Below are 25,110 nucleotides of genomic sequence, written 5' to 3' on the forward strand. Positions count from 1 at the left end.
TGCTTCAATTTTGAATAATTAATGACTGAACTATCCGTGAATGAAATGTTGAGTCTTAAATTCGAAAATCGCATCAACAGCACAATGATATCCGCCTGATTTTCGAAAGGATTCCCTCAAATTCGCAGCAGCTTTCTCAAAAGAAGGAACGCTCAACACATGATCCACAGCTTCACGCAGCTGATTGGCAGTCAAGGTTTGCATTTGTAAACGGAGGCCCGCTCCCCTACTAACAACCTGTTCTGCAATGATCGGCTGATCCACGCTCTGAGGGATTAAAATGAAGGGAACCCCGTAATATAAACCTTCATTGGTACTGTTCATCCCGCCATGTGTGATAAATAATTTAGCAGATTGCAATACATCCATTTGTGGAACATAACGTTTAACGATGAAATTTTCCGGAATTGCTCCCAGATCAGCAAGCTGTGTTCTATCCCCTACGGACATGACAATTGTATAATCGGTATTCCCCAATGCTTCCAAGCAAAGCTTATAGAAATCAAGAGCTTGGTTAAAAATTGTACCCAGTGAAATGTAAATCAGTCTTTTCCCTTTAATTCCTTCCATATCGAAGTCTTCATGGGATAGTCGCGAAACTATGGACGGTCCTACAAATTGATACGTGTGGTCGAATTCTTCTCCATAAGGCTGAAATTCCTTTGTTGTATATACGATGGTAAGTGGCGCGGGATTGCAAAACACCTCGTAGGGAGAAGCAATCTCCACCTCATATTTTTTCTGTAACCTCATCGTCAAGCTATGAAATGTATCGTTTATAGGTTGGGCGATTTCGGCAGGAACATTTAAGAAAAAGTGTTGCAGCAAATGATCGAAAGATTCTTCAGCCTGCGCAAAAGAAGTACACGAATTAATTGCAGGTAGCTTCAGAATTTGCGCAAGTAAACGTCCACAGCCAAACATGGAATCATGGATGATGTAATCAAAATGTTCACCCTTGATCTGTTCAAGCACGCTTGGAATGACGATATCTGCCGTAAGCAAAAGACCGTTGACTCGTTCGAGCAAATAATCTCTGCCACCTGAGACAAAGGCTTTAATGATTTTTTGACCGTCAAAGGTTCGAACAATAGCACCCGTCTTCTCCATACGCTCCCGATACGCTTCTATAGTGAAGTACACAACCTCTTCCCCGCGTGAAATAAGCTCTTGTACCACGCCAATCGTTGGATTGACATGTCCCTCTGATCCACCGTTAATAAATAAAACACGTGCTATAACAATCTCTCCTTTGCAATGCTACGTTCTCTAATGGTGTAAGAATTCGTAAGCAATGATGTACTTTACTTCCCAAAAAAATCAATTCAGGTGGTCGCACGTTCAATCAGTTGAAATTTCAGTTGCTGAGGCTGTAACTCCTGCTTGCCAAGGACGGCCCATAATCGATGAAATGCCTGGGTGGCTTGTTCTGCAATTGGATTATGTATGGTTGTTATTCCAAGCACACGGGACAGCTCTATATCATCGAAGCCAACAATGGCAAGTTGTTCGGGAACTTGTATATTCTGTTTGCGTGCTTCGGACCAGATTCCGATTGCTGCATAATCATTTGAACATAACACCGCTTGAGGAAGTTCTGGCCCATTTGCCATTCTTCGCATCGCCTCTTCCCCGTCAGATGAACTAAACACGGAATATTGATAGGCCTCACGCAATACAGGCAGACCCTTATCTGTCATAAATGATTCATAGGCTTCACGCCGACTCTGGGTATTCAGACTTTCTGCTCTGCCAAAGGCATTGGCAATGCGGGAATAGCCTTTGGACACCAGATGTTCCAGAGCCAGCTTGTAGCCTTGCGCCTGATCCATAGCCACTGACGGAATTTCGTCATCTCCCATCCGCTGCCAAGATACAATCGGACCATACTCGCAGTAGGCTTTCAGTTTGTCTGGAGGGTTGACACAGGTCATAATCACCAGTCCATCCACCCGTTTACTCCGCAGATCCTCGAACGCCTGCAATTCAATCTCTTTATCTCCACGCGAAGTATAGATCAGGGTCTGGAATCCATAATCCATCGCTGTATCAATGAATTGATTCATAAACGTAAGGATAATCTCGTTGGTGGCAGATGTGACAATTCCAATTTGCTTGGTCTGTCCGGTAGATAACGAAACGGCATTTCGGTTCGGGATATAGTTTAGCTGTTTCATGATTTGTGTTATTTTCTGCCGGGCCTCGTCACTCACATGCGGTGAATGATTAATTACTCTGGACACCGTGGCCTTCGAGTAGCCGGACAGCTTCATAATTTCATCAAATTTGGACACATGAAGTCTCCTTTCTGGCTGACTTTCTATGATGAATTACAGTTTGCCTCAAAATAAATAAAAAGTAAAACTTGACGTGTAACCCGTTCCAACGATTAAGCTTTTTTTATGCAGTGCTGCTGTATGTAATATTCACAACGAATTCATAACGATTGGAGCGATACACATGACTCATTCTCAACATCCATCATTTGATTTCCCCGAAAACTTTCTGTGGGGTGGTGCGATTGCCGCCAACCAGGCTGAAGGTGCATATAATTTAGGCGGCAAAGGTTTGTCTACTCAGGATGTGGCTCCCAAAGGTATCATGGGTCCAATTACTGAAGAACCGACTGAAGATAACATGAAACTGATCGGGATTGACCTCTATCACCGTTATAAAGAAGACGTCAAGCTGTTCGCTGAGATGGGATTCAAGGTATTCCGTACTTCCATCGCCTGGTCCCGTATCTTCCCTAAGGGCGATGAGCTGGAACCCAATGAAGAAGGCCTTCAATTCTATGATGATCTCTTTGACGAGTGTCATAAATACGGAATCGAACCACTGGTCACCCTTTCCCACTACGAGACACCTCTCCATCTCTCCAAGGAATATGATGGCTGGGTTAATCGGAAGATGGTCGGCTTCTACGAGCGTTATGTGACTGCTGTATTCAAACGTTATCAAAATAAAGTGAAATACTGGCTCACGTTCAACGAAATCAATTCGATTCTGGAAGCACCTTTTATGAGTGGTGGGATCTACACACCAAAAGAGAAATTGAGCAAGCAGGATCTTTATCAGGCAATACACCATGAGTTTGTAGCCAGCGCTTCTGCTGTGAAACTCTGTCATGAGATCATTCCAACTGCACAGATTGGTTGTATGATGCTCAGTATGCCGACTTATCCGCTAACACCGAATCCCGATGACATGATTAAAGTGATGGAATTCGAACACAGCAATTATTTCTTCGGAGATGTTCATGTGAGAGGCCGCTATCCTGGATACATGAAACGTTACTTCCGTGAAAATGGAATCCAGATTCAGATGGAAGATGGCGACGAAGACATGCTGCTCCATACCGTCGACTTCATTTCTTTCAGCTATTACATGAGTATCTGCCAAACGGCTGATCCGGATAAACAGGTTGCAGGTGAAGGTAACCTGCTTGGCGGTATACCTAACCCTTACTTGCCTGCAAGTGAATGGGGATGGCAGATCGATCCGCAAGGACTGCGTTATGTTTTGAACATGTTCTATGACCGTTATCAGAAACCACTCTTTATTGTGGAAAATGGGCTGGGCGCTGTGGACGAGCTTATTACTGGACCTGATGGTGAAAAGACAGTTGAAGATGACTATCGCATTCAGTACTTAAATGATCATCTTGTTCAGGTTGGGGAAGCCATTGAAGACGGCGTTGAAGTTATGGGATATACGTCCTGGGGATGTATTGATGTGGTCAGTGCTTCGTCAGCACAATTGAAAAAGCGTTATGGTTATATCTATGTTGACCGCCATGACGATGGTTCAGGAACACTCGAGCGGTATCGCAAAAAGTCGTTCCACTGGTACAAAGATATCATCGGTAGTAACGGCAAGAGCCTAAAACGTTAAGTAAGTGATACCGCTGTAGCAGGTACATTCCTGCTTTCCCCCAACAGAAAACAAGGACATACATTGCAATATGATGTGATGATGTATGGTTTGCTGCTGGGGGGTTTTTTACTAATATAGTGAGTCCCGATTTCAGTTAAATTGAACCAGATCGGGTTCCAACGCTTTCAATGTTAGCCATCGCATCCCTGCTTCAAAGTCTTCCCGGAAGGAATCGATCAGAATGACATTAGGATAAGATGGCATCGACAGATCCGCTTGATACATTTGCCACGCTTCAACCAATGCATTTTCTTCAACCATCTTCTGGTAAATTACAACCTGATCTGGAGCAAGAATCGCATTTACCGTTTGAATCATTTTGCATACCGTTGCAATAAACGCTTCCTTTTCCACTGAATTATACCAATCAATCCCCATTGGAAGGTATTTAACCTCCCCGGCCATGCCAAGTTTTCCTTTGATCACTTTACCGTTCAGATAAATGCCCATGCCTGGAGGATATTTGGTTGGAAAATAAATTCCGATGACACATTGATCCTCGTCCAACTCTTTTTTTGCACAATATCCGCTTATTGCAGCGTTCACATCATTTTCCACCAGAACTGGTAATCCGAACTGTGCTTCAAGATCTTCAATCATGCGGATACCTTCTAACTGCCGGTGACTGCTCACCGTAATTTCTCCATTCACGGTCTGTCCCGGAATACCGATACCGATGACTTTAATGGAAGCATGCTGAGACAGTACGTTCCCAATGATTTCATAGAAGTGTTTCTGGTCAAAGGCTGGCATCGTATATTCTTCTCTAAACACCATGTTATCCTCTAGATTAATGACGGTGGCTGTAATCAGATCCTGCCCCTGCTTTTCGTTGATATACATAACCAAAGCCAAGCTAAAATCGTAATTATATCGGTAGGTTAATGCAGGTCTTCCCCCGTTGGAAGGTACTGTCTCGTCCTCAAACAGTTCACCCAGTTCACACAACTCTTTGACCAGTGAATTGACGGTTACTACACTGAGCTTGGTCAAGGAGGCCAGTTGTGGCTTGGTTGCTGTTTCCACCCGTTTCATGACCTGGCGTACATGGTTTATATTAATTTCTTTCATCAAATACGCGTTCGCTATTTTCATAAGCACCCCTACTCCATAGTTTCTTCTCCAATGTAGTAACTATACAATATCTCCAGAGGTATTAAAAACACCCGATGAAAAACATCGGGCATTCTGAAGGTTCGTATACACTTGTGTTAGCTTCTTCTATACTTCGTTTTGTCTGCTTCCGTTATTTTGCGAATAACTCTGCATGGATTACCCGCAGCAATTACATCCGAAGGAATGTCTCTGGTAACTACACTTCCTGCCCCGATGATTGTGTTATCTCCAATGGTCACACCCGCAAGCACAGTCACGCCGCCACCGATCCATACATTATTGCCCACTGTGATCGGACCTACAATTTCAAGACCCTCGTTACGTTGCTCCACATCATAAGGATGACCGGCAGTGTAGAATCCACAATTTGGTGCAACAAAAACGTTGTCACCAAAACTAATTTTTGCCCCGTCCAGCATAACGATATTATGATTGCTATAGAAGTTCTCACCAATTTCAATGTTATAGCCGTAGTCACATACAAATGGCTGCTCGATCAGGAAACGATTCGTCGTTTTCCCAAGCAACTTTTTGAGCAGCGCCTCTCTCTCAGAGATCTTGCCAGGATGAAGCTGATTATACTCGTAACAAAGTCCCTTTGCGTACAACCGCTCATCAATTAATTCTTTGTCGTAATTCGCATTATACAGTAGTCCCAGTTGTGATTTCTCTTTTTCTGTCATGAATTCTTATGCCTCCAACTCTTCTGTCCAAAATGAATAGATTAAAGCTCTATCTCTCTAATGATTCTAGCAGGATTTCCACCAACAATCATATTGTCCGGAACATCTTTTGTAACTACGGCACCGGAAGCAATTACGACATTGTTCCCAATGGTGACTCCTGGATTAATAACTGCCCTACCTCCGATCCATACATTATTGCCTATGGTTACTGGCTTTCCATACTCTGCACCTGTTATCCGCTCGAATGGATTCAAGGGATGGGTAGCGGTATATATGTGAACGTCAGGTCCCATTAAACAGTTATCCCCAATGCGCACTTCACATACGTCAAGTATCGTACAGTTAAAGTTGGTATAGAAATGCTCTCCAACATGAATGTTGTATCCATAGTCAAAATGAATATTCGGTTCCATGCTCAGGTGTTCACCCGTTGAACCTAACAGCTCTTTTAATACCTTTGTACGGAGCTCACCATCTGTTTCTGTGGTCTGATTGTACATGCGTGTCATTTTCCTTGCATATTCCCTGTCTTGAGACAATTGGGGATCGGAAGCCAAGTACAGTTCACCATCGATCATTTTCTACTTTTCCGATTTTGTTGTGATATTGCTCATGATTGTTTCCCCTTTACGTCTATATTAATTTTCGAACTAATAAATTAAGACACTTTATAAAGCTATAATAATTATATGGGATAACCTAAATAAATCAAGTTCCTTTGCAAATTGAATATAGAGATATTATGCCTAATGTCATTCAAAAAACCTCTGCAATCCAATAATTATTGGACCGCAGAGGTTTTTTGAAGCTATATAGACCAATTTGGAAAAGATAACTTTTATACTAACGATTTTTCGGCGGCATGAACCGTTTGCTCTTTGCGACTAATTGCATAAAAGGCTGACACCAGACCCATCAGGATTAGAACCGATCCCACCCATCCTGTATACATAATGGATGAATGATCGATAACCACCCCGCCGATATAAGTTCCGAGAGCAATACCCGCATGTGCAATTCCTGAATTGGTGCTAATTAACGTTTCAGCCGTTGCCGGTGAGGTTTTGATAATCAGACTATTCTGTACCGGGGTAACGGTCCAGCTTAGCGCACTCCAGATACTTAGCAGAATCAAGAAGGCAATTAAAGGCAACCCGGTACTAAATGGAATAACCGCCATGCTTATGATAAAGGGTATTAGCACGATGATAATGGCTTTGGCTGGGTGCAAACGATCTGATAATATGCCGCCAATTCCTCCCCCTGCCACAGCAGCGATACCAAACATCATATAGATAAAGGTGACCATTGTTGAGCTGGCTCCAAGCGCTTCCTGGAGAAATGGTGTGAAATAAGCATATAACGTCAAGTGTCCTGCGAGCACAAGCAATGTTGTAACATGGATTGCCAGCATTTTTGGGTTCCATAGAGCAGTAAGCTGCTTCTTCAGGGATACTGCCGGAATCGGCTGCACACGATCCATGGCAATGCCAATGGCAACCATGACTACTGCAGTCAAAATTGCGATCAACATAAACACTTCACGCCATCCAGCAAGATTACCCACAAAGATTCCGATAGGTACACCCAGGATCAGTGAAGCACTTCCTCCCATCGTGATAATCCCCACAGCACGCCCTTTATACTGCGGCTCCACAATACGGGCTGCGAGCGTCAGAGACAGGACAAAAATCAGAGATCCCGTTGCGGCCCCCAATGCTCTGCCTGCCAAGAGCATATAGAAATTGGCACTGAACGCAGAGATGAGATTGCTGATTAGAAAAACGAATAGAGTGCACATATATACTTTTTTACGTTCGAATCTGGCCGTCATATTTAACAAAATAGGCGCAGATAACGCATAGACAAGTGAGAAAATGGAAATTAAATTCCCGGCTTTGGCCAAGCTCAGATGAAGATCTGTTGCAATCAAGTCCAGAATCCCACCTAAAATGAGTTCAACGGTACCAACCACAAATGCCGCGATTGCCAGGACATATACTTTTTTATTCATTTTTGAATCCTCCTCGAAAGTTACAACTACGATAGTAACTTAATTGAGAGGAGGTTTCAATACAAAAAAGCTATTCTCAGAAAGAATAGCTTTGGAACCATCGTTTTAATAAATTAATCGCGCCAGCAGACGTGCAATCTCTTCATCCTGAAGCAGCTGGTCACCGTATTTTTTGGTAATTTGAGTAAGAGCGACGTCATGATAGAAATAATCCGTCATTGCTTTAACAATCGGTTTGGACGTTGTCTTGATCGCCTTCCATGAATCATGTTCGATTCCTGCAAACAAAAGATAACCATGGTCAACAATGATTAGCTGCGAGGGCTCAAGATTACTGTCCTCAAGCATTGGAATTAACGAATATTTATGGGCTAGAGACGTTTGCAGTCCTCCTACAGCCAGGACCTCTACATGTACACCTTCAGCTTCTTTTTGCTCCAGAAGCTCCCGGTACTTCTCCATTTGCTCATTCCAGGCCAGAAAAAGGATAGATGAATCCGCTTCCTCAATAAGCTGTTCAATATTCGATGCAATGGATGTTGCATCCTTCAATGTCCAGATATGTTCATCAGTGAATGTACGTTTGATTTTATACGTCTTTAATTCCTCAATATCCTTCTCAAAGTCAGCCCTTATTTTGAGGATAATGGACTGAAGATCAACCGCCATGTACAATTTTTTCTTCCCATGCATGGTTGTTAGTACGGTTCCCTTATCAATAAGCCGATTAAGCACTTCGTATATCTTAGCCTTGGGTACATTGGAGTAACTAACAATGGATGTGGCATCAAGCGGTGCATCCTGCGCAAATATGGCCTCATATACCTGACTTTCATATTGTGTAAAACCGAATTTCTGCAACATGGTTCGATTCGGGCTCCTTCTTGTTTGTATCGTTCTATACAGTTTAGACGCCTGAACTTCCCATGTCCAGTTTATCCCACCGACGTTTCATACTAGTCGTAATGATATTACAGTAAGAGTGGAGCATCCAAATATAATGACCTTCCAATGGTTATATTAAGATTCAGGCTACACATTTTGATTCCTTGAAGGAGGTTTGCTTAACATGGAGAGCACCCATGATTTTGTAAAAAAAGTGAATGAGAACGCCGAAAAAGCACGTCATAACAAAAACAATGGTAAAGGTACACCAACGGATAAACTGCCGGCGAAACAGCATAGCACCAATAAGTAAGGAAATAATCAATTGCAGCAAATTAGGGAAATATCGCTCTTATTTTTTCAAGCACAAGAAAACAAGAAAAAGGATCTCTAGTGAGGTCCTTTTCTTGTTATTTGATATCCGCTCGTTTGAAGGCATCCAGCCTGCTACGTTCGATTCCAGAAGCGTTGCTGGGTCATGGCTTGAATGAATTGCTCTGCAAAAGCTGAAGGTTTCTGTTCCACAATGACACCAGGTTTGCCGATAATGCCGACTGGCTGAATCAGGGCCGCCCCTGTCGGTGTAGCACCTATCGGTTTAAAATGATTGTACGTTGCAATGGCATAGGATCGGGTGTATTTCTGAAAATAATCATCTTCCTTCTGTCCTCCAACAATGAATAACCCATCATATACCAATGGTGATCCGGTCAAAAAGCTGTCGTCCACTTTCAACTCCACACCGCCTGTTCCATGGACCACACCTTGTCTTTCATGAACAATGACTGGGCAAAGTCCAGCGCTCCTAAGCTCATCCAAAATGTATTGTGTGCTCGGACCATCAAATCCTTCACCGACAATCACCCCGACGCGCAGCGTTTTGGGAGAAAACACGGTATTGGCCATGCTTAACGCAGGGGAGGATTTGGTCACTGAAGATTCATGAACGTTCGGTACAGCGACTCCAAGTTCGCGGGCCAGAATGGTCGCCAGCTCTGTGCTGATATTTCCTAACATATCAACGACCTGTTGACGAATCGAAACGTCCTTTACCTTCCCGAGCTCAAACGTGAGTGCCTGAATGATATGACCCTTCTCCACGCCTGTCATGCTGTTCCAGAATAAACGTGCTTGCGAGAAATGATCCAGAAAACTATCTGCCGTTTTTCGTTCCTTGAGACCTTGCACCGTGGAAGGATACGTTACAAACCCACCTTTTGTACCGGGCACAGTATAGGGAGAATTATTGGCAAGAGAGTTTTCGTGGTAGGCGACTCTTCCTCGATCAATGGTGTAACGGGAAGCTCCGTCTCTCTGGTTATTATGTACAGGGCACACGGGACGATTAATCGGCAATTCTTGATAATTCGTGCCCACCCTTGCCAATTGTGTATCCGTATACGAGAATAGTCGGCCTTGAAGCAGTGGATCATTGCTGAAATCAATGCCACGTACAATGTTGCCAGGATGGAAAGCCGACTGTTCCGTTTCCGCAAATACATTCTCGACATTTTGGTTAATCGTCATTTTGCCAATGATTCGTACCGGAATGTCTTCTTCTGGCCATAATTTCGTTGCATCCAAAATATCAAAATCAAACTTGAATTCATCTGCTTCCTCCAGCACCTGTATTCCAAGTTCGAACTCAGCAAAGTTGCCTGCATTGATATTCTCCCACAAGTCTCTGCGATGAAAGTCCGGGTCCGCCCCGCCCAGCTTCTGCGCCTCATCCCACACAAAAGAATGCATACCAAGTACCGGCCGCCAATGAAATTTCACGAATCTGGATTTACCTTCTTTGTTCACCAGCCGGAAGGTATGTACTCCAAATCCCTGCATCATTCGAAAGCTTCGCGGTATCGTGCGATCCGACATAATCCACATGACCATGGCTGCCGACTCCTGATTATTCGCGATGAAATCCCAGAAGGTGTCGTGCGCAGTGGAGCCTTGTGGAATTTCATTATTGGGTTCCGGTTTCAGCGCATGTATCAGATCCGGAAACTTAATCCCATCCTGAATGAAGAAGATCGGAATATTGTTCCCGACCAGATCAAAGTTGCCCTCTTCGGTATAAAACTTTACTGAAAACCCACGCACATCCCGATTCGTTTCGTTCACTCCTTTGGAGCCTGCGACCTCGGAAAAACGAACAAATAGCGGTGTTTTCACACCGGGATCCTGAAGAAAATGCGCCATCGTTAACTCTTCAAGTGACTCATATAACTCAAATTCACCGTAGGCTCCATATCCCCGTGCATGCACAACTCTCTCCGGAATGCGTTCACGGTCAAAGTGAGACAGTTTCTCACGCATCAGAAAATCTTCTAGCAGCGTGGGTCCGCGATCCCCAGCTTTTAGTGAGTTGCTATCATCCGATATTTTAATCCCTTCATTGGAAGACATTTCTTTTCCGTTATTATCCCGAAGAAAGGCATTTCGCTGCTCTATCTTTTTGTTCTCATCCATGGGTTCCTTGCTCATTCCAATCACCTCCAGCATTATATGTATGGGACTGGAAGAACACTTATGATTGCCTGATATACCATACTTTGATCCGAATCCCATGTGTGACTACAAATACGAATAACATGAGCTTAGCCATGAGGTTTACCTCGTGATTGTCCATTTATTAAATATCGCGTCTTTTGTCTAGCACCTTCTGAATCTGCTTTTCATTTACTATAAAGAATCTAATAGAAAAGAGATGATGAGGATGGCATGTGTAAAGGCTGTTCCACAACCGGATTTAGTATTGATCTATTGGTCCAGAAATCCGCTCGTTCCCGGTTCTGCACGCCGAATCAGAAGTGTACGTGTGATTGGGAACACATCCCCTTGTACCTTCACACTGGTGCGTGGTGCATTGCTGATTAATGCCTTAAACTGTTTGCTGGACAATGATATTGGTTTTAAAGTGGTCTATAGCAAAAAAACATCGAACATCAGTGGCGTTTTATTGTTGAAACGCAGATCATAAACGAACAAAAGGTGCACTCCTTCAATAAGGAAGCGCACCTTTTTGTTATTTAATCAATGAATGATGTGACTGAACTCCACTCTATTTGACGTTCATATAACGTTCGAAGGCATTATTACGGATGGTCAGTAACTGTTCAAGTCCCATATCATTCAACTTTTTGATATAAGCATCCCAGCCCTCTTCGATGCCGCCTTTGGTTACCCACTGAGCTCGCATTGTTGCTACATAACCGTCAATATCCGTTGTCAGCGTTGGCAGCTCCTGGAACTCTTCAGCATTGTACATAACCTTCGGATAAGGTGTTGTTACATCTGCACTGCCCAACTGATCGATTTCCAGCTTGAGACCGTCACCAGCCTTCGGATTAAGTTTAATTTTTTCTTCAAAGGAAGGGCTTACATATTTAGGTCCGAAATCACGCAAGGATTGATCCCAGTACCAAGCATCGGCGCTGGTGCCTGCCGGCGGGTCCATCAACGTGTATGTGCCATCATCATTTTTCTCAATTACAGTTCCGATCGCACCCCAGAAATTCTGAATGCTGGCTTCGTTGGAATAGAACTGATCTGCCCAGCGTGCGGCTACTTCAGGAACAGTACATGAACTTGTAATGAGCAGTTCATTACGAGCCAGATTCATGCCCCCAGGATCCCCAGGCTGATAGCGTTTGCCATCAGGTCCGGCAATAGGTGCAATCGCTTCATATTGGTCACTCCACTTTCCAAACACAGCATCAGGCGTCCATTGGTTGCTAAAGCCGACGATTGGAATGTCTGCATTTTGCCATTTGGCTGATGTCATTGTATTGTCTTGTGTGAACAGCTCCTGATCAATCAACCCTTCTGAATACAGCTTATGTGTATAAATAAGAGCTTCTTTATACTCGTCAGTCGTTGGGAAGAAGACCGGTTTACCGTCTTGCACAATCATACTGCTGGCATTAATGTCAGTGATTCCGAATGGATTCAGGAAGTCCACATTCAGACCCGTTTCCGTGTACGGAATTTCGTCCTGTTTTCCATTTCCGTTCGGATCTTTTTCCTTAAACGCTTTCAATACCTGATACAATTCTTCTGTTGTCGTTGGTGCTTTCAACCCCAGCTTATCAAGCCAAGCCTTATTGATTACAGGCTGATTCCGGCTTTTCGGACGGGCAGGCAGTCTTGTTGGCATAGAATAGATTTTGCCATCAGGAAACGTGCTGATTTTCTTCATATCTGGCGTCTCTTGCATAGCCGCCTTCAAGTTGGGCATATACGAGTCAATGTACTCATCCAGTGGACGGAAATAGCTCAGGTTGTTTACAATGTCAGAATCGCTGAACACCTGGTCACCCAAGATAATGTCCGGGAGTGTACCACTGGCAAGCATAATAGATTTCTGCTCACCCCAGTCATTAGAGGACATGACCTGCCACTCAATTTTCACATTAGAATCCTTCTCCAAATCCTTGAGCCATTGGTTCTGTGTAAAGGTGTCGCCCATATTCCCCCAACGAACCGTCAGCACCTTGAGTGTGACCGGTTTATTGACAATTGGCATACCTTCCTGATTAAAATCGCTTGATACCGTAGTCTCCGCAGGTTCACTACCATTTCCGCTACTACAGCCAACCACGCTGACTAACATAGCCGACGCGAGAATCAGGCTGCTCATTTTGGTGAATAACTTCTTCCCTATCTTTTTCCCCATTTGGGAACCCCCTTGATTCGTAATGAATTTCAACCTGCCTATTCCTTCACTGCGCCGATCATCACCCCCTGATTGAAGTATTTTTGGATGAATGGATACACACACATGATTGGAATTGTAGCGATAATAATAACGGAATACCTCATCAAATTGGCAAGACGCAGGGCAACTTGTGCTGCTTCTCCTGTACCCATGCCAGACTGCATCTGATTTGTGATGAGAATATTACGTAAAATGAGTTGCAGCGGATATAGATTCGGATCTTTCAGATAAATCAGGGCATTAAAATATGAATTCCAATACCCTACAGCAATCCATAGTCCAAGTACTGCGATGATTGCTTTGGACAGCGGCAATACGATTAGTACAAAATACCGCAGGTTACCACAGCCATCGATCTGGGCAGCTTCCCATAAATCTCCCGGAATACTGGTCTGGAAAAATGTCCGGGCGACAATCATGTCGAAAACAACTACAGAGAACGGAAGCACCATCACGAGGAACGTGTTATAGAGATGGAAGTCGCGGATCGTCAGGAAGGTTGGAATCAATCCCCCGCTGAAGAACATTGTAAAGATAAAGAACAGCGAGAAAAATTTGCGCCCAACCAGATCTTTTCTCGATAATGCATAAGCCGCCGAAATATTAACGACAAGCCCGAAGAGTGTTCCAACCACTGTATACAGAATGGTATTGCGATATCCGATCCAGATATTTTCGTGTCGGAGAAGTTCCCTATACCCTTCCAGAGTGAATCCTTTGGGGAACACCCACACCTGTCCGTTAGCCACAGATGAAGGATCACTGAACGAGGCGATGACAATAAAATAGATCGGATAAATGATAGCAATTAGAAAAAGAACAGCAAAGGCATACAATATGACTTCTGCAACCGTAACACGTGGTCGACGTTTGATACGGGGAGTTCTGGTCATTGCTGCCGGTTCCATAACGCTCATCTTGTTTGTCTCCCCCCTACCATAGACTGTTTTCACTGTATTTCTTGGACAACTGATTGACTAGAATAAGCAAAATGAAATTAATGACCGTGTTAAACAGGTTTATTGCTGAGGAGAAGCTGTATTGACTGCTCAGCAACCCGATTTTGTATACATAAGTGGACAGAATTTCACTTGAGAGAATGTTCAGGTCGTTCTGCATCAGATACACCTTCTCAAATCCTACGCCGAGTAATCCACCTACCCGCAGAATAAGCAGCGTTATGGCAGTCGGCAGCAGCATCGGAATATCAATATAACGAACCTTGTGCCATCGACTTGCCCCATCAACCGTGGCCGCTTCATAAAGGCTTGGGTCTACGGCAGACAGCGCGGCAATGTAGATAATGCTATCCCAACCGACATGCTGCCACACGTCAGACCATACATACACACTGCTGAACAGAGCTGATGAACCCATTAAGTCCGGTGCTTGTGCTCCAAACAGCTGATACATATTGCCAACAAGTCCTGTACTTGGCGAGAACAGGATTAGCATCAACCCGACCATAACTACCGTTGAGATAAAGTGAGGCATATAGGAGACTGTCTGAAAAAACCTCTTGAATCTCCCTGCTCTCATCTGGTTCACCAGTAATGCAAGCATAATTGGAATCGGAAAAGTAGCCAAGCTGTACAGACTGATCACAAGTGTGTTACGTATCGTATTGGTGAATTGATAGGATTTAAAGAATTTCTCAAAGTATTTGAATCCAGCCCAAGGGCTGTCTCCGATCCCAAGCGCCGGACTGTAGTCCTTAAAGGCGATTAATACGCCGTACATCGGCTTGTAGGCAAATAAAAGTGTCAACAGAACCGCTGGAAAAAGCAAAACGTAAAGACCCCAATTTCGCCTAATTCTCTCCAACGTTCTTCCAATATAAAGTGGATTGGTCCTCATGGTTCTTCCTTCCCTCCTGTAAATATACTGATGCTGCTCTCCCGTAGGACCTGTCATCTCTGGAATAGCTTCAGTATAAACTGCTTCACATTGGGTTTATCGGACCGCTAAGGACGTTATTCGGACTTCTATAGTTCCATCCATGAACTTTACAAGTAACCAAGATGCTTACATGCAAAAATCATATCGTTATCCAGACTTTCGTGTGTGTAATTCGGACTTCTGAATCAAAAGATGCAATTCTTTATGTTTTTTTCAAATAAAGGTTTTATACTATTCCTGAGATATTAAAGCGTATTCATAACCAAGCAATCAAGAAAGTGGTGCATTGTTCCATGGCAAACCTGAACACCATCAAACCCTACCCCATCCGGCATTATATCCGCATGATGTTCGTCATTTCTTTTGTCGTGCTCATCTTGGATCTCGTAATCAGCATTGCGTCCATCTCCATGGTCAAACAGCAGTCCACCCAATACTTGCAGGATGCAGCTGATCTGTACATCAATCGCATTAATCACGATTTTGCGTACATTAATCATTTCATGGGGTGGACACTGGCCAATGACGAGAATCTCGACAACATGAATACATATGGCGTGAACAGTATTCCGTTCCTGAAGGCCAACGAGAAACTACATTTGCTCTTCGCCGAACTACAGCGAAACTACGGGCAGTCGTACAATTTCTTTTATTATTTGGAGAATAGTGAATATTTCCTTAACTGCGCACCAATAAGTATCTCCTATTCGGATTATTCAGAAGTGAAAAAACAAATCATTACGCTGACCCGTGATAAAGGTGTATATGAGAAGTTCTATTCCCATTGGACACCAATTCACGTGAACGGCACTTCTTATCTTATCAATATTGTGCCGTACTACAACCGTTATCTTGTTGCCTTGATATCCGCAGATGAACTGATCGCCCCTCTCCAGCAGATTAATCTGGGTGCCAACGGGTACGCCTCTCTAGTAGACGAAAATGGAGTGCAACTTTCCGGACCTGCCGGCGGGGATCACATACCAGAAGAGAGACATTCATTTCTCGATCTGTTCCAGTCTCATAATATTGTCAGCAGCGACTTCTCCAATGCGGCATTCAGCGTGCATATGGCCATCAAGTTTGGCGCATTCGAGAAAATCATGGTAGCTCAGCTGCTCATTATGCTGCTTTTTCTGATCATCACCTCCACGTTAAGTGCGATCATCATGTTTTTCAGGCGAAATCTGCTCGTTCCCATTCAGAGATTCTCCAAAAATCTGGCGCGTATTAACGAAGGAGATGAAGCGACAGACTTCAAGAGTAGCCGGATAATGGAACTGGAGCAGGTCAATGCACAGTTTAAAGAACTGGTAAGCCAGATTAAACGGTTCAAGATCGATCGCTACGAGCAAGAATTGGAGAAACAAAAAATACGATTGGATTATATGAAATTGCAGATTAAACCTCACTTTTTCCTGAATTGTCTGACGAGCATGTACAGTATGGCACAGATGCAGATGTACGAGGAAATTGAGAGTATGGCACTAGCTACCTCTCGTTATTTCCGATATATCTTTCAAAGTGGGGAGAATTTCGTTCTTCTGGAGAATGAGATTGAACATGTGAGAACGTTTCTGGACATCCAGAAGTCGCGTTACCGCGACGCTTTTTCCTATCGAATCGAACAGCCTGAGGTCATCACGGGCATCGCTGTGCCCCCACTTGTCATTCAGACATTCATCGAAAATGCGGTCAAATATGGGGTCTCTCGAGACCGGGAACTATGTATTACTTTATCCGTGACGGAACAACGACAGGAAAGTGGCGATCATGTACTCATCCAGATTTCGGATACAGGACCAGGCTTCAGCCCAGATGTTCTTGACGCTTTGGTGCGTGGAGAAGCGCTGGAACAAACTGGCGGCAACCGGATCGGCATTATGAATACCATCCAACGTTTGGAATTGTTATATCGAGATGAAGCAAATATTACGTTTGCAAACGACGCAAGTGGCGCTCGGATCACGCTTTCCTTGCCTAAAATGATACTGAATTCAGATACTCCGGGAGAGGTGACAAACCATGAATGCATTGCTGGTTGATGATGATTATTTTGTTGTCATGGCTTTGGAAAAGAAAATTGATTGGGAGGCATTGGGGATTCATAGAATATTCACAGCATACAATATTGCGCAGGCCAAGGAAGTGTTGCAAACTCATCCCGTACAGATTCTCATATGTGATATTGAGATGCCCCAGGGTAGCGGGCTGGAATTACTCGCATGGGTCCGGGAGGAATCGCATAATGTACAGACGATATTTCTGACCAACTATGCCGATTTCAACTATGCCCAGAAAGCAATCGAGCTGCAAAGCTTTGATTATTTTCTAAAACCAATCGAGTTTGACAAGTTAACTCTTATTATTCAAAAGGCAGTTGCTAAAGCCCGCGACCAGCAATTCATTGAGAAAGCCATTCATGAGGGTGAGCTGTGGCAGAAAAACCGAAGCAAACTGATTGAGGACAGCTGGCGCAGGCTAATCTCCGGTAAAGCTTTTCCTTCCAGCCCTGCCAACGTCTCTGCCTTTTTGACAGAACAAAATCTGCCTTATGAAACAACCGATCTGTTTCTCCCTATTCTGGTTAACCTGTTTCCGTACGATCATACGCTGGGCAAGACGGACAAGAACCTGTTCGATTACGCGTGTTTGAATGTAATGGTTGAGCGGTTCCAGAACACGTTGTTCTCCATTGAAGCCATTATCGAAATCAAGGATCATAACTGGATGATTATTCTAAAATGGAACGGGGCGCCGGATGCACAGCTGATCGAATCCATGTGCGGTTTGTTTATCCCCGAGGTTAATAATTACCTAAAGTCTGATGTTTGCTGTAGTATCGGATTCTCTCTACCACTGGGTCAGATTCGTAATACCATCAATGAGTTGTTGCTTATGAATGAAGAGCGAATCAAACATCGCAACCAAACTTTTTTACTGGAAAACTATAATAGACCCGAGTTGAATTACACACCGCCTGATCTGGGATTGCTGGAGAAATTGTTAAATGAAAATCGCTTCCAGGCTTTTCTGGATGAAACGGGTCGTTATATGCATCAACTGGTCCGTGAAGGTGTGGTAGGTACCGCCGTTCTAAGTTTGTTGCGTCTTGATCTGGTGCAACTTGTGTATGCCCAATTGAAGAGTAAGGAGATCGAAGTGCACAAGCTATATATGGGCAAAACGAATGATCAATTGTTCATGCAATCTCTGCATTCTATTGAAGATATGCAATCCTATATTGCCTACCTGGTTAATACGGCTGCGGAATATCTGAATGTTGCCGAGCAGCCCAAGTCGGTTGTACATGAGATTACCCACTATATACGCACGCACTATGGAGAAGATTTAACGAGGAATAATCTGGGGGAGATGGTATATCTGAATCCGGATTATCTGGCACGGCTGTTCAAGAAAGAGATGGGCATTTCACTGGGCCATTATGTCATCCATACCCGTCTTGTGGCGGCCCGGCATCTCCTGGAGACCACCGCACATTCGGTGCATACCATTGCTGGAAATGTGGGTTATACCAACTACTCTCACTTCACCAAACTATTTAAACAAGAGATGGGCTGCAGCCCCAATGAATATCGCAAGAAGCAGAAAGAAGGCTCTCATGAAACCGGATGACCTTTATAGCTTGTAATACAAAATGCCACCCTGCGAATCGTACGCAGAGTGGCATTTGCTGTTTTACTATGGCTTATTTATTCGCATTAATGACTTCATTCACTTCCTGAGTGATCTGGTCACCACCAAGTTTTTTCCAATTTGCAACAAAGTTATCGAACTCGTCAATAGACAGGTTGCCGTAGATGATTTTCAGGAACGTCTCAGCACGCAGTTTATCCAGGGTTGCCTGTTTCGTGTTCATGGTTCTCGTCGGGGCGTAGATAAATTCATTCATGACAATGAGGTCGTTATCCCGGTAATATTTAATGACACCCTGCGAGCTTTCCGGTCCAAAAATACGTTCCATATGCCACTTATCCAAATTCCCATTGCGGTAATCCATAATATCATCGTAGAACAGCTTCGCTTCAAGCTCTAATCCGGAGGTATCTCCCGTTTTAAGCGCCTGCTCGACTTCGTCCTGTGCCTTCACGTTTTTGTTGGCGGGCAGATTGGATACGGTCGCATTATGAAAACCAAGTCCGGTCAAGCCGTTCAAATACGCAGCACGCTCTTCCTTGGCTGACTCACCGAACATTTTCTCTGCCTGAAAATTCAGCAGTTTGATCAATGCTTCCGGGTGTTCGTATCCTTTACGTACGGCAAATATTCCACCCAAGCTTAAGTGATTCTGCGTTTTGGCAGGCTGATCATCGATAGATTGAACTGGATAAGGCAGCCAGTCTACGTTCTTATCCTTCTTAATCATACTGCTAACCTGAAATGGTGCCCATTGTGGCAGAAAGAACATGCCTGATTTGCCTGCATTCACATCTTCCATCATCTTCGTAAAATCCTTAACACCAAACTCAGGGTCGAGTACACCCTTCGAATACAGATTTTGCAGTTCGCGTAATCCTTCCTTCACCTCAGGCTGAATGGTTCCATTCACAACCTGACCCGAAGCATCCTTGATCCAAGTTTCGAGATAACCATGATAACCAAGCAGGAACGCATTAATTGGCAAATCCTTGTTGAGTGCAATACCATACGTGTCATCTTTGCCGTTACCGTCCGGATCTTCGAAGGTGAAGGCTTCCGCAATCTTGATAACGTCCTGCATTGATTTTGGCGCTTCAAGCCCGACCTTTTTCAACCAATCCTGGCGAATCCAGATCATATCCGAGGAATCCAGCGAGCCTGGGAAACTGACCATTGCGTATATTTTCCCTTCCTTGGTTACTGGCTTCAAACCTGCTCCATCCTCAGCAGACATAAATTCCTTAACCAGATCGGATGCGTACTTATCATAGACCTCAGTCAAATCTTCCAGCATCCCCGCTTCATGCAGCTGCTCAAACTGCACAGCACTTACTTTCAATACATCTGGCAAATCGCCACTCGCCAGGGTGACGTTCATCTTATCGTTATAATTGGCATCCGGGACAATCCAGTCATAGGTGACATCGATTCCCAGCTCGTCCTTGTATCCTCTGGTCCAAATGTTATTAGCGTGTGTATCGCCTTCAGCAAGCGATTCTTTCCCGGTTTCATTCATGGTTGATGTTAATTTAATGGGTGGATCATATTTCGTAAGCGGACCTCCGGCATCCTGCTGTGTGTTCGGTTGGGCTTCATTCTCAGCATTACCCGTACCCGATGAACAGGCTGCAAGCGTGGTTGCCAGAACCATGGTTAACGTTAACAATGAGAATTTCTTTAATGACATGTTCATGCGAATCCCCCTTTTTATTCCTCCCGTGAGGTATAATTTTATTTTAGTAAGAAAGCGCTATCACTACGAGTGTACCCCGTTGACATCTGGTATCTTTGATTTACCATTTCAGACTTGATCTAACTTTTTTGATCCCGATATTCCTGTGGCGTGCAGCCGGTGGCCTTTTTGAAGAAACGATAAAAATAGTGCTGATCACTAAATCCGACCTTGGCGGATATTTCATGCATTTTGCAGGCAGAGCCGAGAAGTAATTCCTTGCTGCGCTCGATGCGCCGATCATGGATATAGTCGGATATACCTTTGCCAGTAATACGTTTGTACCAACGGGACAGATATGAAGGATTGAGGGAAACCTCCTGTGCAATACGGGTTAGCGATAGGTCATCCTCCAGATGATGCTTGATATAATGATGAATGGTAATGAGAATCTGCGACTGATCATGGATACGTGTAACACTCCTTTTGGAGATGATCCATTCATATGCCGATTGATAAAAAACGACCAGATCGGACCACGGCGTATGGATGTCAAAATAAAGCATACGAGATAACGCAATTTCCTCCATTGCTGATTCGTACAAGCCCAGTTCATGAACAAGCTCAATCAGTGCATTACCTGCGCCTGAATAGATCTTCATTCGAAAGAATGGGTCCTGAAGTCCTTCTTTTGAAGCCTCTGTCCATTTGTGAAACGACTCTATCCACTCCCGATCTCCTGCTGTAACGTGCTGCCTGATCTGATCCAGATGAAGAGTCGCAACATTCTGCTGATTCAATATATTGGGGGTGTATGGCGAATCATGCTGCACCTTGACCCGAAGAAGCTTCTCCATCCCAAGTCCAGGGCCCTCATGGATCGACAGACGCAACTGTGCAATCGCCTGACTTAGCTCCACCCACTCCACCGCAAGTTCGCTCACCATAATGGAGACGGACAGATTCAGACAATCCACACAGGATTGCTGCACAGACTCCAGCGTTCCATAGACGAAACGAAGTGTCTGTTCCCACTTCTCCTGCTGTCCTGTATGGAAGCTCGATGGCTCCGCCTTGGGCTGAACAAAGCAGGCGATCACCTGATAATCCAGATCAATAGCTTTGACCTTGGCCTTATCCTGGAGCAGCTCCTCCGCAACGTTTGCAACAGCATAGCGAATTAAACTCCGGTCCGCCTGGGATTGATAGTTGTTCCACTCCTCAACCCGTATGATGACCGGGATTACCGGCTCATTGGACATAAAAGGTAACTGGACTGCATCCAATTCTTCCTGAAGCGCGGCGATATCATGTCTTTCTGTTCGTTTTAGGAGATCCAGCAGCAACTGTCTTTGCAGCTGCGGCAGCGCTCTGGGAAGCTTGCTGCGAAACCAGGCATGCTGGTAACGAAAATCATTTTCCTCCGAAATTTGTGTTAACGCCCGCTCTACCGCTGCACGAATATGACTCATGCCCTCTGTCTTTAACAGGTAATCCACAACACAAGGGTTACGTATCGCTTGATGTGCATAATCGAATTCGTTATGACCTGTCAGCAATAGCACTTTACATCGTGGCCAACGATCCATAATCTTCTCGATCAGCTCCATGCCATCCATGCCAGGCATGCAGATGTCGCTGAGTACGATATCAATTTTGACAGAATTCAACCACTCGATTGCTTCAAAGGCAGAGTATGCCTTAATGATCTCCATATCCTGAAAATCCGCTTTTTGAAAGAAAGCATAAAGACCATCCAAAATAACCGGTTCATCATCTACAATTAACATCCGCTGCATACGATTACTCCCGTCTCCATGGAATATTTAAAATCATGCATAAACCGCCTAACTCACTGCGCTGAGCACAAAGGCCATTGCCCGCCCCGAATTTGATCCGTAAACGTTGATTCACATTCATTAGTCCCGTAATCTCTTCATTCCCATGTCTCTGATTCGCAGATTCTTGAAAGGATTCTTGCAGGCTGCTCAAGACTTCATCCGTTAATTGATCACCATCATCGTCTATCCGAATGGACAATTTGTCGTGTGCGACTTGATAGGATAATTTCAGAATCCCGCCTTGACTGCGTTTGGCAAGGGCGTGTTCGAAGACATTCTCGACAATTGGCTGAATAATGACTCTGGGAATGGCGATGTCTCGATACTCTCTACTTAGTTCCTCCAGCTGCAGTTGAACTCTTGAGCCAAATCGAATTTTCTGAATAGAAGCATAGACCAAGGCATGGTCCACCTCTTCACCGAGCGATACTTCGGAATGAGAATCCCTGGACATATACCTGAAATATTGACCCAAATAGTCGGTGAATTCCTGAATTAATTCAACATTCTCGACCTCGGCCATTTGTTTGATGCTGAACAGACTGTTGTATAGAAAATGAGGCTGAATCTGGGACTGCAAATGTTTGAGTTCTGCCTCACTGGTTCGAATCCGGGCAACATAATTTTCATCAATCAAAATATGTAAGCGCTCTATCATGTGGTTAAAGCGAGAGTATAAATAACCGAATTCATCGCGTCTGGATTGCGGAATATGAATGCTTGTCTGACCTTGCTCCGCCATTCTGAACCCGCGAATGAGCACAGATAACGGCTTGTGAATTGACCTGTAGATTGAAAATGAGAAGATCATAATGATAACAATTGAAATAAGCGTCAATGTCCACAGCCACAGGTTGTATTGTTCCAGTGGAGCTTGGAGCACATCATTAGGGATACTGGCTGTCAGCGTGAACGAGTGATCGGGATCGTATAGCGAATAATACAGATATGGATCAGATTGATATCTCGTCACTTGCATGGATTCTGGTGAATCCGGTGATACCTTTTGCAATTGTACGGCCGATACAGGTTCATCCGAAGAAGAAATGAGCACATTGTGCTGCTCACCGAAGCTCAGTGTAATATCACTGCCTCCTGTTTCCGCTAGCTGCTGCAATCTGTGCTTCAGTTCTTCCGCAGACAAGCGGATGCCTAATATAAAATTGGGCGGTTCCTCATGATTCATGTTATACGGATTGCTTTTGAGAAAATAAAGATTGTTATCTGAATAAGACAACTCACCATTCAGATTCCCCATAGTTGCCAGCAGATCCTTCCATTCTGTATCCTCCACATTGCGAATTCCGTCCACCGCGCTGACCCGTTTATGCAGAGCCGGAACGTAATATACAACATCACTGATATAGGGACTTGTCACCATGATCTGCCCCAGCTTGTTGTGGATATCATTGAGACTGGAAGTCACCTCATATCTGCTCATAATCGCAGCTCGTGTACTAAGGGTGGACATCGTATCATCGAACGAAAATTCGGTAACAAGTCCACTCATTCGCTCCAGTTCAAATTGCAGATGATTGTGGTAAAAATAAAGCTTTGATTCATGCGCCTTCTCCACTTCCGTCTGCATTTGCTTGGAGCTGGTATGCGTGATCATAATACTGATCCCATATAAGGGCAGAATGACGAGCACAAAGGCAATCATCAGTTTGACGACGATGGATGCATTTTTCCAGCTCCCCACTGCGAATCTCATTTCCCCTTCACTCCTCTCCTCAACGGCAAAAAGGAGCCGGAAATCGGCTCCTCCCATTGGTTTTCCTCCATCGATCTTATCCCTTTACACTACCGACAACAAGTCCATGAACGAAATACCTTTGCAGGAACGGATACACGAGCAAAATGGGGATAACGGACAAAAAGATTTGGGATGCCTGGGTCGTTCTATCCGACACTTGACTTAACAGCGTTGCATCCTCCAGGGTCATCATTTCACTCTGAATCATCGTCACTTGCTGGAGCATCGATTGCAGATACGTGGCTAGCGGATAACCTTCCGGACTTTTCATATAGATCATGCCATCAAACCAGGCGTTCCAGTGTCCCACCATGGCAAACAGTGTGATGGTTGCGATACTGGGCAATGAAATAGGAAGGTAAATGCTCCATAGTGTGCGGAAATGACCTGCGCCATCCATCCAAGCCGCCTCTTCCAACTCCTTCGGCAAACCCCTGAAGAAATTCAGCATAAGCAATACATTAAAGATCGGAACCGCTCCCGGTAATATCAGGGCCCAGATGGAATCCAAAAGACCTGCTTCCTTGACGATCAGATAACCCGGGATTAATCCTCCACTGAACAGCATGGTAAAGACAAAAATCCACGCATAAAACGTTCTTGAACGAAACTTCGCTGCCTCTTTGGAGAGCGGATAGGCTACAAGAATCGTGAAAATCAAATTTGTCGCAACTCCGAGTACAACACGGAGAAGACTTGTACCGAATGAATTTAGAAACTGCTGATTTTCGAGAATGTATTTATACGAAGACAAGGTGAAGTCCACCGGCCAGAATGTGACACTCCCTGCCTTGACTGCATCACTCGAACTAAACGAAATTGCCAGAATATTCACAATGGGAAACAGACACAGCAAGGCAAGAAGGGTCAGGATGACATAATTCATTCCCAGAAACCAACGATAGGCTCTCGAAGCGTGATGCATGTT

The 25,110-nt window shown here is 44.3% G+C and carries 20 protein-coding genes; 5 read left to right on the forward strand and 15 right to left on the reverse strand.

Annotated features, from left to right (window positions below; translation table 11 throughout):
• Nucleotides 1-30: 30 nt before the first annotated feature.
• Nucleotides 31-1,239, reverse strand: a complete 1,209-nt coding sequence (locus tag ACR1R9_RS13375) for a macrolide family glycosyltransferase (RefSeq protein ID WP_433923718.1) — start codon at nt 1,237-1,239, stop codon at nt 31-33.
• Between the two features lie 86 nt (nt 1,240-1,325).
• Entirely contained in the window at nt 1,326-2,294 is a 969-nt protein-coding gene (locus ACR1R9_RS13380) for a LacI family DNA-binding transcriptional regulator (RefSeq protein WP_433923448.1), read from the reverse strand.
• Nucleotides 2,295-2,460: 166 nt separating this feature from the next.
• On the opposite strand from ACR1R9_RS13380, the gene ACR1R9_RS13385 reads away from it, so the two are divergent.
• The gene (locus ACR1R9_RS13385) at nt 2,461-3,894 is read left to right on the forward strand and encodes a glycoside hydrolase family 1 protein (protein ID WP_433948943.1); all 1,434 of its coding nucleotides are present in this window, start codon (nt 2,461-2,463) and stop codon (nt 3,892-3,894) included.
• Nucleotides 3,895-4,026: 132 nt separating this feature from the next.
• On the opposite strand, the gene ACR1R9_RS13390 is transcribed toward ACR1R9_RS13385, so the two are convergent.
• The 5 genes from ACR1R9_RS13390 to ACR1R9_RS13410 all read right to left on the reverse strand — a co-directional run bounded on the left by ACR1R9_RS13390 (nt 4,027) and on the right by ACR1R9_RS13410 (nt 8,616).
• Nucleotides 4,027-5,031, reverse strand: a complete 1,005-nt coding sequence (locus tag ACR1R9_RS13390; protein ID WP_326064364.1) for an ROK family protein — start codon at nt 5,029-5,031, stop codon at nt 4,027-4,029.
• A 116-nt stretch (nt 5,032-5,147) separates the two neighbouring features.
• Entirely contained in the window at nt 5,148-5,735 is a 588-nt protein-coding gene (locus ACR1R9_RS13395; RefSeq protein WP_433923447.1) for a sugar O-acetyltransferase, read from the reverse strand.
• Between the two features lie 41 nt (nt 5,736-5,776).
• On the reverse strand, nt 5,777-6,316 hold the full coding sequence (locus tag ACR1R9_RS13400) for a sugar O-acetyltransferase (protein WP_433923446.1): 540 nt from the start codon (nt 6,314-6,316) through the stop codon (nt 5,777-5,779).
• 260 nt (nt 6,317-6,576) lie between these two features.
• Nucleotides 6,577-7,752 carry an MFS transporter gene (locus ACR1R9_RS13405; RefSeq protein WP_433923445.1) on the reverse strand — a complete coding sequence of 392 codons (1,176 nt, stop codon included), beginning with the start codon at nt 7,750-7,752 and terminating at the stop codon, nt 6,577-6,579.
• 105 nt (nt 7,753-7,857) lie between these two features.
• Nucleotides 7,858-8,616: a TrmB family transcriptional regulator gene (locus ACR1R9_RS13410; RefSeq protein ID WP_099854422.1), complete on the reverse strand. Its 759-nt coding sequence runs from the start codon at nt 8,614-8,616 to the stop codon at nt 7,858-7,860.
• Nucleotides 8,617-8,821: 205 nt separating this feature from the next.
• Here ACR1R9_RS13410 and ACR1R9_RS13415 point away from each other — a divergent pair, with 205 nt between their 5' ends.
• Nucleotides 8,822-8,950 carry a DUF4023 family protein gene (locus ACR1R9_RS13415; RefSeq protein ID WP_036664828.1) on the forward strand — a complete coding sequence of 43 codons (129 nt, stop codon included), beginning with the start codon at nt 8,822-8,824 and terminating at the stop codon, nt 8,948-8,950.
• 134 nt (nt 8,951-9,084) lie between these two features.
• On the opposite strand, the gene ACR1R9_RS13420 is transcribed toward ACR1R9_RS13415, so the two are convergent.
• The gene (locus ACR1R9_RS13420) at nt 9,085-11,121 is read right to left on the reverse strand and encodes a catalase (RefSeq protein WP_433923444.1); all 2,037 of its coding nucleotides are present in this window, start codon (nt 11,119-11,121) and stop codon (nt 9,085-9,087) included.
• A 232-nt stretch (nt 11,122-11,353) separates the two neighbouring features.
• On the opposite strand from ACR1R9_RS13420, the gene ACR1R9_RS13425 reads away from it, so the two are divergent.
• Complete coding sequence (locus tag ACR1R9_RS13425) at nt 11,354-11,617, forward strand: hypothetical protein (RefSeq protein ID WP_076288346.1); 264 nt, start codon at nt 11,354-11,356, stop codon at nt 11,615-11,617.
• Nucleotides 11,618-11,698: 81 nt separating this feature from the next.
• Here ACR1R9_RS13425 and ACR1R9_RS13430 read toward each other — a convergent pair whose 3' ends face one another.
• Genes ACR1R9_RS13430 through ACR1R9_RS13440 form a run of 3 tightly spaced genes read right to left on the reverse strand, consistent with a single transcriptional unit; the run spans nt 11,699 to nt 15,211 of the window.
• Nucleotides 11,699-13,312 (reverse strand): extracellular solute-binding protein, encoded by a 1,614-nt coding sequence (locus ACR1R9_RS13430; RefSeq protein ID WP_083678818.1) that lies wholly within the window; start codon nt 13,310-13,312, stop codon nt 11,699-11,701.
• Nucleotides 13,313-13,350: 38 nt separating this feature from the next.
• The gene (locus ACR1R9_RS13435) at nt 13,351-14,247 is read right to left on the reverse strand and encodes a carbohydrate ABC transporter permease (protein WP_240342896.1); all 897 of its coding nucleotides are present in this window, start codon (nt 14,245-14,247) and stop codon (nt 13,351-13,353) included.
• Between the two features lie 40 nt (nt 14,248-14,287).
• Nucleotides 14,288-15,211 carry an ABC transporter permease gene (locus tag ACR1R9_RS13440; RefSeq protein ID WP_076288345.1) on the reverse strand — a complete coding sequence of 308 codons (924 nt, stop codon included), beginning with the start codon at nt 15,209-15,211 and terminating at the stop codon, nt 14,288-14,290.
• A 335-nt stretch (nt 15,212-15,546) separates the two neighbouring features.
• Between ACR1R9_RS13440 and ACR1R9_RS13445 the strand changes: the two genes are divergently transcribed.
• Both ACR1R9_RS13445 and ACR1R9_RS13450 read left to right on the forward strand, forming a co-directional pair.
• Nucleotides 15,547-17,298, forward strand: coding sequence for a cache domain-containing sensor histidine kinase (locus ACR1R9_RS13445; protein ID WP_076288344.1), 1,752 nt, complete (start codon nt 15,547-15,549; stop codon nt 17,296-17,298).
• Nucleotides 17,279-18,889 carry a response regulator gene (locus ACR1R9_RS13450; RefSeq protein WP_433923443.1) on the forward strand — a complete coding sequence of 537 codons (1,611 nt, stop codon included), beginning with the start codon at nt 17,279-17,281 and terminating at the stop codon, nt 18,887-18,889. The genes ACR1R9_RS13445 and ACR1R9_RS13450 overlap by 20 nt, the downstream gene beginning before the upstream one ends.
• Nucleotides 18,890-18,962: 73 nt before the next feature.
• Here ACR1R9_RS13450 and ACR1R9_RS13455 read toward each other — a convergent pair whose 3' ends face one another.
• The 4 genes from ACR1R9_RS13455 to ACR1R9_RS13470 form a co-directional block, all read right to left on the reverse strand.
• Nucleotides 18,963-20,606, reverse strand: a complete 1,644-nt coding sequence (locus ACR1R9_RS13455) for an extracellular solute-binding protein (RefSeq protein ID WP_433923442.1) — start codon at nt 20,604-20,606, stop codon at nt 18,963-18,965.
• A gap of 119 nt (nt 20,607-20,725) precedes the next feature.
• A complete protein-coding gene (locus ACR1R9_RS13460) occupies nt 20,726-22,384 on the reverse strand; it encodes a response regulator transcription factor (RefSeq protein WP_433923441.1) in 1,659 nt (552 codons plus the stop codon).
• Nucleotides 22,385-22,388: 4 nt separating this feature from the next.
• Nucleotides 22,389-24,140, reverse strand: coding sequence for a sensor histidine kinase (locus tag ACR1R9_RS13465; protein WP_433923440.1), 1,752 nt, complete (start codon nt 24,138-24,140; stop codon nt 22,389-22,391).
• 76 nt (nt 24,141-24,216) lie between these two features.
• Nucleotides 24,217-25,107, reverse strand: coding sequence for a carbohydrate ABC transporter permease (locus tag ACR1R9_RS13470; protein ID WP_076288339.1), 891 nt, complete (start codon nt 25,105-25,107; stop codon nt 24,217-24,219).
• Between the last annotated feature and the right edge of the window lie 3 nt (nt 25,108-25,110).

The organism is Paenibacillus taichungensis (assembly GCF_050994985.1).
GTDB lineage: Bacteria > Bacillota > Bacilli > Paenibacillales > Paenibacillaceae > Paenibacillus > Paenibacillus taichungensis.

What these genes read in the sequence shown, in the direction of transcription:
- ACR1R9_RS13465 (WP_433923440.1), bottom strand. Translation starts at nt 24,140, where the DNA reads ATGAGATTCGCAGTGGGGAGCTGGAAAAATGCATCCATCGTCGTCAAA.
- ACR1R9_RS13390 (WP_326064364.1), bottom strand. Translation starts at nt 5,031, where the DNA reads ATGAAAATAGCGAACGCGTATTTGATGAAAGAAATTAATATAAACCAT.
- ACR1R9_RS13455 (WP_433923442.1), bottom strand. Translation starts at nt 20,606, where the DNA reads ATGAACATGTCATTAAAGAAATTCTCATTGTTAACGTTAACCATGGTT.
- ACR1R9_RS13445 (WP_076288344.1), top strand. Translation starts at nt 15,547, where the DNA reads ATGGCAAACCTGAACACCATCAAACCCTACCCCATCCGGCATTATATC.
- ACR1R9_RS13430 (WP_083678818.1), bottom strand. Translation starts at nt 13,312, where the DNA reads ATGGGGAAAAAGATAGGGAAGAAGTTATTCACCAAAATGAGCAGCCTG.
- ACR1R9_RS13440 (WP_076288345.1), bottom strand. Translation starts at nt 15,211, where the DNA reads ATGAGGACCAATCCACTTTATATTGGAAGAACGTTGGAGAGAATTAGG.
- ACR1R9_RS13385 (WP_433948943.1), top strand. Translation starts at nt 2,461, where the DNA reads ATGACTCATTCTCAACATCCATCATTTGATTTCCCCGAAAACTTTCTG.
- ACR1R9_RS13470 (WP_076288339.1), bottom strand. Translation starts at nt 25,107, where the DNA reads ATGCATCACGCTTCGAGAGCCTATCGTTGGTTTCTGGGAATGAATTAT.
- ACR1R9_RS13450 (WP_433923443.1), top strand. Translation starts at nt 17,279, where the DNA reads ATGAATGCATTGCTGGTTGATGATGATTATTTTGTTGTCATGGCTTTG.
- ACR1R9_RS13415 (WP_036664828.1), top strand. Translation starts at nt 8,822, where the DNA reads ATGGAGAGCACCCATGATTTTGTAAAAAAAGTGAATGAGAACGCCGAA.
- ACR1R9_RS13400 (WP_433923446.1), bottom strand. Translation starts at nt 6,316, where the DNA reads ATGATCGATGGTGAACTGTACTTGGCTTCCGATCCCCAATTGTCTCAA.
- ACR1R9_RS13410 (WP_099854422.1), bottom strand. Translation starts at nt 8,616, where the DNA reads ATGTTGCAGAAATTCGGTTTTACACAATATGAAAGTCAGGTATATGAG.
- ACR1R9_RS13420 (WP_433923444.1), bottom strand. Translation starts at nt 11,121, where the DNA reads ATGAGCAAGGAACCCATGGATGAGAACAAAAAGATAGAGCAGCGAAAT.
- ACR1R9_RS13435 (WP_240342896.1), bottom strand. Translation starts at nt 14,247, where the DNA reads ATGACCAGAACTCCCCGTATCAAACGTCGACCACGTGTTACGGTTGCA.
- ACR1R9_RS13405 (WP_433923445.1), bottom strand. Translation starts at nt 7,752, where the DNA reads ATGAATAAAAAAGTATATGTCCTGGCAATCGCGGCATTTGTGGTTGGT.
- ACR1R9_RS13395 (WP_433923447.1), bottom strand. Translation starts at nt 5,735, where the DNA reads ATGACAGAAAAAGAGAAATCACAACTGGGACTACTGTATAATGCGAAT.
- ACR1R9_RS13460 (WP_433923441.1), bottom strand. Translation starts at nt 22,384, where the DNA reads ATGCAGCGGATGTTAATTGTAGATGATGAACCGGTTATTTTGGATGGT.
- ACR1R9_RS13425 (WP_076288346.1), top strand. Translation starts at nt 11,354, where the DNA reads ATGGCATGTGTAAAGGCTGTTCCACAACCGGATTTAGTATTGATCTAT.